General features: G+C 72.2%; 12 protein-coding genes. 1 reads left to right on the top strand and 11 read right to left on the bottom strand.

Annotated elements, in window-relative coordinates:
- Window positions 1–19: 19 nt before the first annotated feature.
- On the top strand, window positions 20–415 hold the full coding sequence (locus tag caldi_RS03240; protein ID WP_264843680.1) for a hypothetical protein: 396 nt from the start codon (window positions 20–22) through the stop codon (window positions 413–415).
- Here caldi_RS03240 and lpdA read toward each other — a convergent pair.
- From lpdA to caldi_RS03185, 11 genes are all read right to left on the bottom strand, one after another.
- Window positions 408–1,814: a dihydrolipoyl dehydrogenase gene (gene lpdA / locus caldi_RS03235; protein WP_264843679.1), complete on the bottom strand. Its 1,407-nt coding sequence runs from the start codon at window positions 1,812–1,814 to the stop codon at window positions 408–410. The genes caldi_RS03240 and lpdA overlap by 8 nt on opposite strands.
- Before the next feature lie 3 nt (window positions 1,815–1,817).
- The gene (locus caldi_RS03230; RefSeq protein ID WP_264843678.1) at window positions 1,818–3,176 is read right to left on the bottom strand and encodes a dihydrolipoamide acetyltransferase family protein; all 1,359 of its coding nucleotides are present in this window, start codon (window positions 3,174–3,176) and stop codon (window positions 1,818–1,820) included.
- Window positions 3,173–4,150 (bottom strand): alpha-ketoacid dehydrogenase subunit beta, encoded by a 978-nt coding sequence (locus caldi_RS03225; protein ID WP_264843677.1) that lies wholly within the window; start codon window positions 4,148–4,150, stop codon window positions 3,173–3,175. Before caldi_RS03225 ends, caldi_RS03230 begins: the two co-directional genes overlap by 4 nt.
- The gene (pdhA, locus tag caldi_RS03220) at window positions 4,143–5,207 is read right to left on the bottom strand and encodes a pyruvate dehydrogenase (acetyl-transferring) E1 component subunit alpha (RefSeq protein WP_264843676.1); all 1,065 of its coding nucleotides are present in this window, start codon (window positions 5,205–5,207) and stop codon (window positions 4,143–4,145) included. The genes caldi_RS03225 and pdhA overlap by 8 nt, the downstream gene beginning before the upstream one ends.
- A gap of 529 nt (window positions 5,208–5,736) precedes the next feature.
- Window positions 5,737–6,801, bottom strand: a complete 1,065-nt coding sequence (locus caldi_RS03215) for a tartrate dehydrogenase (RefSeq protein ID WP_264843675.1) — start codon at window positions 6,799–6,801, stop codon at window positions 5,737–5,739.
- Window positions 6,802–6,904: 103 nt separating this feature from the next.
- Window positions 6,905–7,819 carry a sugar phosphate isomerase/epimerase family protein gene (locus caldi_RS03210; protein WP_264843674.1) on the bottom strand — a complete coding sequence of 305 codons (915 nt, stop codon included), beginning with the start codon at window positions 7,817–7,819 and terminating at the stop codon, window positions 6,905–6,907.
- Between the two features lie 14 nt (window positions 7,820–7,833).
- Window positions 7,834–9,339, bottom strand: coding sequence for a tripartite tricarboxylate transporter permease (locus caldi_RS03205; RefSeq protein ID WP_264843673.1), 1,506 nt, complete (start codon window positions 9,337–9,339; stop codon window positions 7,834–7,836).
- A 42-nt stretch (window positions 9,340–9,381) separates the two neighbouring features.
- Window positions 9,382–9,879 carry a tripartite tricarboxylate transporter TctB family protein gene (locus caldi_RS03200; protein ID WP_264843672.1) on the bottom strand — a complete coding sequence of 166 codons (498 nt, stop codon included), beginning with the start codon at window positions 9,877–9,879 and terminating at the stop codon, window positions 9,382–9,384.
- A gap of 18 nt (window positions 9,880–9,897) precedes the next feature.
- Entirely contained in the window at window positions 9,898–10,869 is a 972-nt protein-coding gene (locus caldi_RS03195; RefSeq protein WP_264843671.1) for a Bug family tripartite tricarboxylate transporter substrate binding protein, read from the bottom strand.
- Window positions 10,870–10,892: 23 nt separating this feature from the next.
- Entirely contained in the window at window positions 10,893–11,954 is a 1,062-nt protein-coding gene (locus tag caldi_RS03190) for a zinc-dependent alcohol dehydrogenase (protein WP_264843670.1), read from the bottom strand.
- Window positions 11,955–12,035: 81 nt separating this feature from the next.
- Window positions 12,036–13,298: a Tm-1-like ATP-binding domain-containing protein gene (locus caldi_RS03185; protein ID WP_264843669.1), complete on the bottom strand. Its 1,263-nt coding sequence runs from the start codon at window positions 13,296–13,298 to the stop codon at window positions 12,036–12,038.
- Window positions 13,299–13,304: the final 6 nt, after the last annotated feature.

The following is a 13,304-nucleotide window of genomic DNA, read 5'->3' as shown; positions in this document are numbered from 1 at the left end:
TGTCGCCGGGGTGAACGCTGTGGGCGACGAACTGCAGCGCCTGATGCTCAAGGCGATCGAGGCGCAGATCCGGGACGAGGCGAACCGCCCGACCTTCACCTGGACCGACGGGCTCAACCAGATGACGCTCGGCATCTGGGCCGTCGGCACCGACGACCGCGACCGGCCCTTCCTCTGCCTCGGCGAGCCCGAGGAGGAGATGAGCGAGGCCACCGGCAACGTCGGCACCATCTACCTGGAACAGTTCCGGGTCACCGGCCTGCACCACGGCGTCGGCAACCAGACCCGGTTCGACCTGCAGAAGGCCGACGGGGCCGGCGACTACTTCGTCTGGGTGGCCGGCGACTGGCGCCTGGAGAACCTCGCCACCGCGCCCGGGCGGGAGGGGCCGGCCGAGCCGGACCGGATCATCTGAGCCGCGCCACGTGGACCGGCCGGCCCAGGGCGAGTTCGGCGCTCTCCTGCAGCGCCTCCCCCAGCCCGGGGTGCGGGTGCATGACGGCGGCGAGGTCCTCCAGGTTGGCGCCCATCTCGACGGCCAGGGCCGCCTCGCCGATGAGCTCCGCCGCCCGGGGTCCGACCACCGTGACCCCGAGCACCACCCCCGAGCCCCGCTCGGCCACCACGAGGACGAACCCCTCCGGGCGGCCCAGGGTGAGGGCCCGGCCGTTCGCGCCGAAGGGGAACCGGGCGGTGACGGCGTCGATCCCCTGCTGCCGGGCCTCTTCCGCACTCATGCCGACCCGGGCCACCTCCGGGTCGGTCAGCACCACCTGGGGCACGGCCTGGGGCTCGTACGCCGCCGCCCGGCCGGCGGCCGACTCCGCCGCCACCCGGGCCTGCAGCATCGCCCGGTGCGCCAGGAAGGGACCGCCCGTGACGTCCCCGGCGGCGTAGATGTGGGGGACGGAGGTGCGCTGCGCCCGGTCCACGGCGATCGCCCCGTCCGGGCCGGTGCGCACCCCCGCCGCCTCCAGCCGCAGGCCTGCGGTGCGGGGCCGCACCGCGCCGGCGACCACCACGTGGCTCGCCGCCACGACCCCCTCTTCGCCGCCGGATCGCCACCGCAGCCCTGCCTCATCCAGGCCGGCCAGCACCGCCCGGGGCACCACGGCGATCCCCTGCCCCTTGAGCCCCGCCACCACCTGCCGGACGGCGGCGGGCTCGAAGTCCGGCAGCGGCTGGTCCCCCGGCAGGACAAGCGTCACCTCGCTCCCCAGCCCCCGGAAGGCCGTGGCCAGCTCCAGGGCGACGTAGTCGTCACCGCAGACCGCCAGGTGGGCGGGCAGCTCCGGCAGGGCCAGCGCCTGCTGCGGCGTCAGCACCCGCTCGCCGTCCACCGCCAGCCCCCCGGCCGCCGCCGGCTCCGCCCCGGTGGCCACGAGGGCCGCGTCGAAGGTGAAGCGCTGCGAGCCGTGCTCGCCCTCTACCCGCACCTCCGTCGGGCCGAGGAACCAGCCCCGCCCCCGCACCACCTGCACCCCGGCGGCCCGCAGGAGCTGCTCCACCCCGCCCGTGAGCCGGGCCACCACCGACGCCGTCCAGGCCCGCACCCGGGCGAAGTCCACCCGGCCGGGGCCGGCTGCCACGCCCATCTCCGCCAGCCGGGCCACCTGCCGGGCCCCGGCCGCCGCCTCCAGGAACGCCTTCAGGGGGATGCAGCCCGAGTTCAGGCACGTCCCGCCCACCCGCTCCGGCTCGACCAGGGTCACCTGCAGCCCCAGCTGCGCCGCCCGGATCGCCGCCACGTACCCGGCCGGCCCGCCGCCCAGCACCAGGAGCCCCGTGGCGGTGGGGATGTCGCCGACCACCATCGCCTACCCCAGCCTCAGCAGGAGCTCGTCGGGGTCCGAGAGGAGCTCCGCCACCTGGTTCAGGAACCGGGCCGCCCCCTCGCCGTCGATCACCCGGTGGTCGAAGCTGAGCGACAGCGGCATCGTCAGCCGGACGGCGACCTGGCCGTCCCGCACCACGGGCCGCTCTGCCACCCGGCCCACCCCCAGGATCGCCACCTCCGGCGGGTTGATGATCGGCGTCCCGTACGTGCCGCCGAAGCGCCCGTAGTTCGTGATCGTGAACGTGCTGCCCTGGAGCTCGGAGGCCGTGAGCGTCTTGGCATGCGCCCGCTCCACCAGGTCCGCCAGCTCCCGGGCGATCGCCAGGACGCTCTTGCGGTCGGCGTCCCGGATCACCGGCACCAGGAGGCCGTCGGGGACCGCCGTCGCCACCCCGATGTGGTAGTACCGCTTGAGGACGATCGCCCCCTGGGCCTCGTCGAACGTGGCGTTCAGGTACGGATGGTCCTTCAGGGCGATCGTCACGGCCTTGACGACCAGCGGCATCCAGGTGAGCTTCACCCCGGCCGCCTCCGCCCGGGCGGCGAGCCGGTCCCGCAGCGCGGCCAGGGCGGTCACGTCGACCTCCTCGTGGGAGGTGACGTGCGGGATCTCCCGCCACGCCCGGGACAGCCGCTCGGCGATCCGCCGCCGCAGCCCGAGGAGCGGCACCACGTCCTCGGTCCCGGCCGGGGCCGCCGCGGGGGCCGGTGCCGCGGGCGCAGGGGCCGCGGGGGCCGGCGCCGCCGGGGACGCGGCGCGCACGGCCGGCCCGGCCGCATCCGCCGCCGGCGTCGCCGGCGCGGCCGGGGCCGTCACGCCGTCCGGCGCCCCCTGGCGCTGGCCGGCGAACCGCTCCACGTCCTCCATCGTGATCCGGCCGCCGGGCCCGGTGGCGGGCACTCGGGCGAGGTCGACCCCCAGGTCCCGGGCCCGCTTGCGCACCGACGGGGCGGCCAGGATGCGCCGGGCCGGGCCGCCCGCCGAAGGCTCGGCCGGGGTCCCGGCGGGCGCGGCCACCCCGGGCGCCGCGGCGGCCCCCTCCGCCCCGGCGGGCGCGCCGCCGGCCCGCCCGGCCGGCGCCGCCCCCGCCGCCTCCAGCACCACCAGCACGTCCCCGACCTTCGCCGTCTGCCCGGCCGGCACCTGGATCGACACGACCGTCCCGGCGACGGGCGAGGGGATCTCCACCGTGGCCTTGTCGGTCATCACCTCGACGAGGGGCTGGTCGCGGGCCACCCTCTCGCCCTCGGCCACGAGCCAGCGGACGACCTCCGCCTCGTGCAGCCCCTCGCCGATGTCCGGCAGCCGGAACTCGTACACCGCCGCCTCCCCCCTCACGCCGACATCACCTGGCGGATGGCCGCCAGCACCCGCGGCGCGTCGGGCACGTAGAAGTCCTCCACCGCCGGCACCGGGAACGGGGTGTCCGCCCCCGTCACCCGCACCGGCGAAGCATGCAGGGAGTAGAAGCACCGCTCGTTCACGACCGCCGCGATCTCCGCCGCCACCCCGCCGGCCCGGGGCGCCTCGTGCACCGTCACCAGCCGCCCCGTCTTCTCCACCGAGGCGGCGATCGTCTCCTCATCGAGCGGCGAGATCGTCCGCAGGTCCACCACCTCGGCCTCGATCCCCTCGCCCGCCGCCTGCCGGGCCGCCTCCAGCGCCACCGGCACCATCTGCCCGTAGGCGACCACCGTCACGTCCTGGCCCTCCCGCACCACCGCCGCCTTCCCCAGCGGGATCGTGTACCGCTCCTCCGGCACCTCCTGCCGCACGGAGCGGTAGAGCTTCATCGGCTCGAGGAAGAGCACGGGGTCCGGGTCCTCGATCGCCGCCGCCAGGAGCCCCTTGGCGTCGTACGGGCTCGACGGGATCACCACCTTGATCCCCGGCGTGTGCAGGAACAGCGCCTCCAGGCTGTCCGAGTGCAGCTCCGGCGTCCGCACCCCGCCGCCGTACGGGGCCCGGATCACCAGTGGCACCGTGAACACCCCGCCCGACCGGAACCGCATCCGGGACGCCTGCGAGGCGATCTGGTTCATCGCCAGGTACAGGAACCCGGCGAACTGGATCTCCGCCACCGGCCGCAGGCCGTAGATCGCCATCCCGATGCTCGTCCCGACGATCCCCGACTCCGCCAGCGGCGTGTCGATCACCCGCTTCTCCCCGAAGCGGGCCATGAGCCCGTCCGTGACCCGGAAGACGCCGCCGTTCTTCCCCACGTCCTCCCCGAGGATCACCACCCGGGGGTCCCGCTCCAGCTCCAGCGCCAGGGCGCTGTTCAGCGCCTCGACCATCGTCATCCTAGCCACGGCGGCCACCCCCCGTCCGGGCCGCCATCTCGGCCCGCTGCGCCCGCAGCTGCGGCGTCGGCTCCGCATACACGATGTCGAAGATCCGCTCCGGCGGGGTCGGCGACATGGCCTCGAGCTGCTCCACCGCCGCGTCCACCTCGGCCGCCACCTGCTCCTGCAGCTGCCGGTCGGCGGCCTCGTCCAGCAGCCCCCGGTCCAGCAGGAACCGGCGGTAGCGGGTGATCGGGTCGCGGGCCTGCCACTCCTTCAGTTCCTCGTCGGGGCGGTAGCGGGTGGGGTCGTCGGCGGTGGTGTGGGCGCCGTAGCGGTACGTGATCGCCTCGATGAGGGTCGGGCCGTCGCCCGCCCGGGCCCGGTCGACCGCCTCCTTGACCACGGCGTAGGTCGCCAGGACGTCGTTGCCGTCGACCACCACCCCGGGGAAGCCGTAGCCGGCCGCCCGCTGGGCGAGCGTCGCGGCGGCGCTCTGCCGGCTGCGGTGGGTGCTGATCGCCCAGTGGTTGTTCTGGAGCACGAACACCACCGGCGCCTTGTACACCCCGGCGAAGTTCATCGCCTCGTGGACGTCGCCCTCCGACGAGGCCCCGTCGCCGAAGGCGGCCAGCGCCACGGCGTCGTCGCCGGCGATCCGGGCCGCCATGGCGATGCCCACGGCATGGGTGATGTGGGCCCCGATGACGATCTGGATCGGTAGACAGCGGGCTTCGGGCGGGTACTGATCGCCGACGTAGCCGCGGTACACCTGCATCAGGGCGAGCATCGGCACGCCCTTGACGAAGTACGACAGGAGCTCGCGGTACGACCCCACGAGCCAGTCCCGGCCCTCCAGCGGTGCCGCCAGGCCCACCGACGCCGCCTCCTGGCCGGCGATCGGTCCGAAGGTGCCCATCCGGCCCTGCCGCTGCAGGTTCACCATACGATCGGAGAAGTAGCGGCCGAGGTACATCCAGCGCAGGAAGCCCACCAGCCGGTCCGGTGGCAGGTCCGGGACCGGCCCCACCACGGTGCCGTCGGGGGCGAGCACCTGGCGGGGCGTCAGGAACAAGTCGGGCAACATCCGGCCTCCTCCTTTGCCACAGAATCCTGTCACGTTTCGGTTGCCACAGTCGTCCCCACCCTAAGACGTTGGCGACGCGGGGCCCGCGTTCCTTCGTGGCCCGAAGGCAACGGCGCCCGGTCCAGGACCGCCTTCACAGGCAGCCTCGGGGTGGACGGCCGATCGGCGTCCGGCGGCCGGGGATCGGCGGCCTTCCCACCCCCGATCCCGATCGTGGTACGGGTCCCCGGCCGTGTGTGCTGGTGCCGCGTGGCCGCGCTGGTGTTACATAAGGTTCCATCTCAGTAACTATTTGGGTCCCACACGGCCTCCAACCCCCCGCTCTCGGCCCGAACGAAGGCCGAGAAGTGCAGTAGAGGCCCCGCAAGAGAAACTCTCGCGGGGCCTGAAGTGCACGCCTACCAAGCGACACGCCAGGTCGCTCCACCCGAGCACGTCCGCCTACCGCCCCCTGAAGCCGAACGGCTCGCGTGCCCCAGGACGGCGACCCCCCGCCCCGGCAGACGGCCTTACAGCCATCCTGTGGCTAGCTCCGGCCCCGCACCCGTGCCTTCACGGCCGCCGCCACGTCGGCCGTCTTGGCTGACCCTCCCTGGTCCGGCGTCACGATCCCCGCCGCCAGCGTGTCCTCCAGGGCCTGCACGATGGCGCTCGCGATGTCCGGGTGTCCGAGGTGCTCGGCCATGAGCGCGGCCGACCAGATCGCCGCCGTCGGGTTGGCGATGCCTTTCCCGGCGATGTCCGGCGCCGAGCCGTGCACCGGCTCGAACATCGACGGGTACTTCCGCTCCGGGTTGAGGTTCGCCGACGGCGCCAGGCCGATCCCGCCGACGATGGCCGCGGCCAGGTCGCTGAGGATGTCGCCGAAGAGGTTGGAGCCCACGACCACGTCAAGGGTCTTGGGCCGGAGGACGAAGTAGGCCGCCAGAGCGTCGATGTGATAGGAAGACACCGTCACGTCGGGGTACTCCCGGGCGATCTCCCCCACGACCTGGTCCCAGAAGGGCATGGTGAAGTTGATCCCGTTCGACTTGGTCGCCGAGACCAGGCGCCTGGAGCGGCGCCGGGCGAGTTCGAAGGCGAAGCGTACCACCCGCTCGGTGCCCGTCCGGGTGAACACGGTGTTCTGGATGACGATCTCCCTCGGCGTGCCCTCGTAGATCCGGCCGCCCATGTTGGAGTACTCGCCCTCGTTGTTCTCCCGGACGATCACCAGGTCGATGTCGCCCGGCTCGATCCCCTTCAGGGGGCTCCGAAGGCCCCGGAGAAGCCGGAGCGGCCGGTAGTTGATGTACTGCTCGAACCGGCGCCGGATCGGCAGGAGGAGCCCCCACAGCGAGACGTGGTCCGGCACCCCCGGCCAGCCCACCGCACCCAGGAAGATGCTCTCGAACCCCGACAGCGTCTGGAGCCCTTCCTCGGGCATCATCCGGCCGTGCTCGGCGTAGTACCGGCAACTCCAGGGGAAGTGGGTGTAGCGGAACCGGACGCCCCCGTGAGCCTCCGCCGCCGCGTCCAGCACCCCCAGCGCCGCCTCCACCACCTCCGGCCCGATGCCGTCGCCCGGAATCACCGCCACCTCGTGGATCACGCCGTTCCCTCCCGGCTGCCGCCGCATTGGGGTGTGGTGCTACCGCCACGACCCTCTGTAGCTCTTCGTCCTGCCACCGGCCGCACCTGCCGGGGGACCGCCTTCAGGCCAGGGCCCACGCCTCCTCCATGACCCGCTTCGCGTTCGCCACGATGAGCTCCGGGCGCTCGCCGGCCACGAGCGGGCGGACCTCGGCGCTCACCACCGGGCGGTCCTGCGGGTTCAGGAACCCCAGGTCGAGGAGGAGGCGGAAGAACCGGCGGACGTCGTCCGTGGTGACCTCGCTGTCGGGGAAGTCGAACCGGGGCTGGAGGTCGCCGTAGACGGGGTGCCGCCTGTCCTTGAGGTAGCAGTTGCCGATGTGGACGTGGACCAGGCACTCCCGGATCATCGGGATGGCCTCGGCCGGATCCTCGCCGAGCAGGGGGAAGTGGGACAGGTCGGCGAGGAGGCCGAACTTCGGGAAGTGCCTGCGCACCCGCTCGGCCACGTCCCGGGCGTCCGAGAAGTGGCCGATGAGCGACTCCTTGTCGATCGAGCGGTCGAAGATCTTGAGGGTGAGCCCCGGGTCGCCGTACTCCCTGGCGAACTCGCAGATCTGGAGGAGGGAGTCGACCAGGATGTCCTTGGCCTCCTCCCGCCGCTCGGGGCCCGGGTCCTTGCCGGCCGTGAGCCGCACCCAGCGGGCGCCGAGCTGGTCGGCCTCCCGGATGCAGTTCTTCACCTGGTTCAGCGCCCGCCGCCGCGCCTCCGGATCGAAGGCGTTCAGGCTCAGCTTCTGGCTGAACATCGCCGGCTGGGTGGCGTAGCAGACCTCCAGGTGGCTCTGCTCCAGGATCTGCCGGGCCTCGCTGCGGACCCGGGGATCCTTCATCCAGCCGACCTCGATGGCGCTGAAGAACTCGTCCTCCGCCAGCTTGAGGAGGCTCTCGATGATCGGGCCGTCGCCGCTCTCGACCGGGTACGCCTTGAAGTGCACGATCCCGGGCCGCATGTAGCGCTTCATCGGGGCGTCCACGTCGCCACCTCCCGTCAGTCGCTCTCGGTCGCCGCCGGACGGAGCCCCCGGACGACCTGCCAGAGGGTGGGGCCGAAGACCCACAGGAAGGCGGCGACAAGAAACGTGAGGCTGATGGGGCTCCGGAGGAACACCGTGTAGTCGCCCGCGCTGAGGATGAGGGCCCGCCGGAACTCGCTCTCCGCCGTGCCGCCGAGGACGAGACCCAGCACCATCGGCATGGTGGGGAACCCGCCCTTCTCCAGCAGGTAGCTCACGAGGCCGAGGCCGAGCATGACGTACACGTCGGCCATGTTGTGGCTGATCGAGTACGACCCGACCACGGCCAGCACGAGGATGACCGGCATCAGGTACGCCTTGGGGATCCGGAGGACGTTGACGTAGAGCCGGATGGCCCAGACCGAGATGACGAGGCTGAAGAGGTTGCCGACGAGCATCGCCAGGAAGATCGAGTAGACGAAGGCGGCGTTCTGCTGAAAGAGCAGCGGACCGGGCCGCAGGCCGTGGATCAGCAGGGCGCCCATGAGGACCGCCGCCGGGGGTTCACCGGGCACGCCGAGGGTGAGCATCGGGATGAGGGCGCCGCCGGTGATGGCGTTGTTCGCCGCTTCGGGCGCCGCCACGCCGGCCAGGTTCCCCTGGCCGAACGGCGGATCGGGACTCTTGCTCAGGCGGCGCACGAGGTCGTAGGAGAGGAAGACCGCCACAGGGCCGCCCGGACCCGGGATCGCCCCGGCGAAGACCCCGATGAGCGAGGAGAGCAGCAACACCCACCACAGGCTCCGGAGTTCGGCCCAGGTGGGCAGTTCGGCCGAGACCCGGTAGTCCAGCGTCACGGCCTCCCGCCCCGGGCGCCGCACCAGCTGCTCGATCACCCGCGGGATGGCGAAGACGCCCAGCATGGCCGCCACCAGGTCGACCTCCACCGGCGCCGCCGAGCCGAAGTTGTACCGGGCGGTGCCCAGGAGCGGGTCCATGCCGATCGTCGTCAGCATGAGCCCGAGCCCGGCGGCGATCAAGGACTTGACGAGCCCCATGCCGGTGACCTCGGAGATCGAGGTGAGGCCGAACAGCACGACCGCGAAGATCTCCGCCGGGCCGAAGTTCAGGGCCACCCGGGCGATGAGGGGCGCGCTGACCATCAGGAGCGCCACGCCGATGAGCCCGCCCACGATCCCGACCAGCATCGCCACGCCGAGCGCCTTGCCGGCCCGACCCTGGCGGCAGAGAGCGTATCCGTCCATCACGGTGGCGGCGGACGACGGCACCCCGGGGATGCCGAAGAGGACCGGGGGGACGGCCCCCGCCGTCATCGCCGAGATGTAGATGCCCATCAGGAGGCCCACGGCCGATGCGGGCTCCAGGGAGAACGTGAACGGCAGGAGGAGGATCATCCCCATCGTCACGTTGAGCCCCGGCACGCACCCGACCACGAGCCCGATGAGGACCCCGGCCAGGATCGACAGGAGGCCTTCCCCGCTCAGCACCATCGCCAGTGCGGCCTGCACGGCCTCGGGCACGATCCTCCCCCCTTTCCGACTCGTCAGGGCGGCGGCACGAGTTCAGAAAGACGGCCAGGTGGGCAGCGCGGCCTCCAGGAGGAGGTCGAACATCGCCCACACCCCCACCGCCACCGCCAGGGCGGTCACCGCCGCCCTGAGCCAGTTCCGCCACCCGAGTTGCCACACGAAGAGGCCGCCCAGGAAGACCGGCGTGGCGACCAGGAAGCCGAGGCGCTCCAGGGACAGGGCGTAGGCGAGAAGGCCCAGGAGAAGGAGCGCGGCGGTCACGGGCTCCCGCCGGCTCCTGGCCGCGGGAGGCTGTCCCTGGGTCGCCAGCGCTCCGTCGCCGCACTCGGCGTCCGCTGCCGGCGGCCGCAAGGTCGACACGAACAGCACCCCGGACAGCACCAGCAGCGCGATGAGCACCAGGCGCGGAAAGAAGCCCGGCCCCGGGGAATGGTCGGCCGAGGCCACGGCAAGCTGCCGGGTCGGGAACCACCACAGGATGGCCACCGCGGCGATGATCAGCGCGACGATCCGGTCACCTCGAGCCGGCATCCCCACCCCTCCCGGGGTTCACTGCGTCTTGCGCAGGCCCAGGTCCGCCATGAGCTGTCCGATGCGGGCATCGTCGTCGGCGATGAGCTTGCCGAAGTCCTGGGCGCCCAGGAACGCCGGCCGGAACGAGAGCTTCTTGCTGGCCTCCTTGAACTCGTCGCTGGTGACGACCTTCTGGATGGCGCCCTCGAGGACCTGGATGACCTCCTTCGGCGTGCCCGACGGTGCGGCCACGCCGCGCCACAGGTTCATGACCAGGTCGACGCCCTGCTCCTTCGCCGTGGGCACGTCGGGCAGTGCCGGGTCCCGCTCGGAGTCGGTCACCGCCAGGATCCGCACCTTCCCGGCCTGGTACTGCGACATGATCTCCGCCGGCAACTGGACGCTGGCCTCGATCTTGCCCCCCAGGAGGCTCGAGACCGCCAGCCCCTGGCCGAACGGAACGTGGATGACCTCGATCCCCGCGGCCTTGGCGAGGGCGGCCGCCGTCAGGTGGGTGTAGCTGCCGTTGCCGGAGTTGCCGATCCGCACCTTGCCGGGGTTCTGCCTGGCGTACTCGATGAGCTCCGGCAGGGTCTTCCACGGCGAGTCCGCCGCCACGGCGATGGTCGCCGTCTCCACGCTCACCTGCGCGACCGGGTCGAAGTCCTTGTACGTGAGCTTCATGTTGCCGGCGTAATACGCCGTCGAGATCGAGTTCGAGTTCCAGACGATGCTGTACCCGTCCGCCGGCTTGGTCTTGACGTAGTTGTAACCGACAGCGCCGCCCGCCCCGGTGCGGTTCACCACCGCCACGGGCTGCCCCAGGACCTTCTCGAGGCCCGACGCGAGCTGGCGGGCCACGAGGTCGGCGCTGCTACCGGCGCCGAAGAGCACGGTCATCTCGATCGGCTTCGTGGGATACTTGGGGGCGGCGGCCCTGCCGCCACACCCGGCGACGAGGATGGCCACGAACATCGGGACGAGAGCCAGAATGAGCCTGCGCCTCACTCGAACCACCTCCTGTCTTGCCGCTACGGGGTGACGACCACCTTGATCGCGTCCCCGATCCGCTTCTCGAACGTCTCGATGGCCTTCGGGAGCTCATCCAGCTTGAACCGGTGGGTGATGAAGGGCTTGCCGCTGAGTTTCCCCTGGGCGAAGAGCGCGACGGCCTTCCGGACCGCGCCGTTGCCCTCACCCCGGATGCCGTACATGTAGATGTTGTTGCGCACCATGTAGGCCGCGTCCAGCTGCACCGGCTCCTTGCTGAAGGCCGCCAGGCAGATGCGGCCGCCCCGCTTGGTGGCATGGAGCGCCTCGTTCACGGCGTTCGGTGCGCCGGAGCACTCCATGACGAGGTCGACCCCCAGCCCGCCCGTGATCTCCCTGACGGCCTCGACGGGATCTCGCTCGCGGACGTTGATGACGTGGTCGGCCCCCAGCTCTCTGCCCAGCGCCAGCCGGCTCTCCCGGGTGCCGGTCAGGATGACCTCGGCGCCCAGGGCCTTGCCGCAGGCGACCGCCATGAGCCCGATCGGCCCCGGGCCCGTCACCAGCATCGTCTGTCCGGCGATGAACCCGCCCAGCACGTCGATGCCGTACAGTGCCGTCCCGGCCGTGACGATCAGGGTGGCCTCGTCGAAGGGGATGTGGTCCGGGAGCTTGTACAGCGTGTTGATGTGGTTCACGGCGTACTCGGCGAACGCGCCGTCGGTGGTGAAGCCGTTCGCCCGGTGACCCTTCGCCTTGTACGAGTAGTTGAGGCACGACGTGTACATGCCGTGGCGGCAGCGCTCGCACCGGCCGCAGCCGGCGTGGATCTCGGCGACCACCCGGTCCCCGACCTGGAACTCGTCCACCGTCGGGCCAACCTCGACCACCGTTCCCACGTACTCGTGGCCGATCACGTGCTCGCGGCCCCAGGGCAACTCGCCCTCGATCATGGCCGGCAGGCCGTTGTAGAGGATCTCGAGGTCGGTGCCGCAGATCGCCACGGCCTCGATCTTCACCAGGACCTCGGCTGGCCCCGGGCGGGGCACCTTCTTGACCACCGGCCGCAGGTCGCCGGGCCCGAACAGCGCCCAAGCCTTCATGGTCTCTGGAATATTCGGTCGAACAGCGGATCCGACCGGCAAAGGCCGTCCCCTCCCTCTCGCTCTCGGTGTGTCCGCCTGTCACGGGGTCCCCGACGGGGTCACCGGGTGGGTGCAGAGCTCGAGGAACACCCGCACGACCTCATCGGCGAAGACGGGGTCGTTGATGGCGGCGTCGACCTCGACGTACCGCACCCGGTCGAGCCGGAGCGCCCGCCGGAGGGCCCGGCGCAGCGCCTCGTTCCCCTCGGGGTCCCAGAGCGGCCCGCCCGGGCTGCCCACCTGGGACCAGCCCCGGAGGGGGTCGAGAAACGCCACCGGCCCCCGGGACTCATTCAGCCGGCGGGCGAGTTCTTCGCCCAGCCGCGCGAGTTCCCCGGCGGTGGCGCGGACGTTGGTGTTGTACGGATTGTGGTAGTGGGTCGGCCGCCCACGGTAGCGCGGCGGGATGCTCTCCTCCGGCCCGAAGCAGAAGTACTCCAGCCCGCCCGGCGCCACCACCTGCGGGATGCCCATCCGGCCAGCCACAGTGAGACGGCCGGGCTGCACCGGGGCGTAGATGTCGTCGCCGAAGACCTCACCGATCAGCTCGTGGGTCGTGAGGTCGATCACGCCGCGGAAGACGCCCTCCGCCACGAGTGCCTCCATCGCCGACCCACCGGCCCCCGAGGCGTGGAACGGCACGACCTCGTAGCCGTGCCGGCGGAGTTCCTTCATGATGCGGCTCACGGCCGGGTGCGTGTTGCCGAAGGCGGTGATGGCCACGGCGGGGACGCTCCCGCCGTCCGCCGGGGCCTCCGCTGCCTCCATCATCCCGGCCAGCATCCCCGCCGCCCGGACGAGGACCCCACGGGTGACCCGGTTCAACCCGCCCAGGAGGTCGCCCACCGAGAACACGACGGCGATGTCGCTGCTGCCGATGTACGGGCGGAGGTTGCCGGAGGCGACGGTCGACAGCATCACCTTGGGCACCCCGATCGGCAGCGCCCGCATGGCAGTGCAGGCGATAGCTGTCCCCTGGTTCCCGCCGAGCCCGATCACCCCGGCGAGGACGCCGTCGTCGTGCCACCGGCGGAGGACCGCCGCGGCCCCGCGGCCCATCGCCGCCATGATCTCGTCCCGGCGCATCCCCGCGAACGCCTCGGGCGAGATGCCGGCGGCCGCCGCCACCCGGCGCCGGCTCACATCGGGTTCCCGGGCGGCAAGCGGAGCGTCGCCCAGGGTGCCGACGTCCACCAGGCGGGCGTCGTAGCCCCGGCGGCAGAACCAGTTCTGGAGGAAGACCGCCTCCTCGCCCTTCGTGTCCAGCGTGGCGACGATGGCCACCACACGCTCCGGGCGCATCCGTGC

This window comes from Caldinitratiruptor microaerophilus (genome assembly GCF_025999835.1).
GTDB lineage: Bacteria > Bacillota > Sulfobacillia > Symbiobacteriales > ZC4RG38 > Caldinitratiruptor > Caldinitratiruptor microaerophilus.
The sequence above is the reverse complement of the archived record's forward strand: the minus strand, read 5'-3'. Positions and strand labels throughout refer to the sequence as shown.

Bases quoted from the DNA above. Each gene is read 5' to 3' on its own strand.
- caldi_RS03190 (WP_264843670.1), bottom strand. From the start codon at position 11,954: ATGAAGGCTTGGGCGCTGTTCGGGCCCGGCGACCTGCGGCCGGTGGTC.
- lpdA (WP_264843679.1), bottom strand. From the start codon at position 1,814: ATGGTGGTCGGCGACATCCCCACCGCCACGGGGCTCCTGGTGCTGGGC.
- caldi_RS03185 (WP_264843669.1), bottom strand. From the start codon at position 13,298: ATGCGCCCGGAGCGTGTGGTGGCCATCGTCGCCACGCTGGACACGAAG.
- caldi_RS03200 (WP_264843672.1), bottom strand. From the start codon at position 9,879: ATGCCGGCTCGAGGTGACCGGATCGTCGCGCTGATCATCGCCGCGGTG.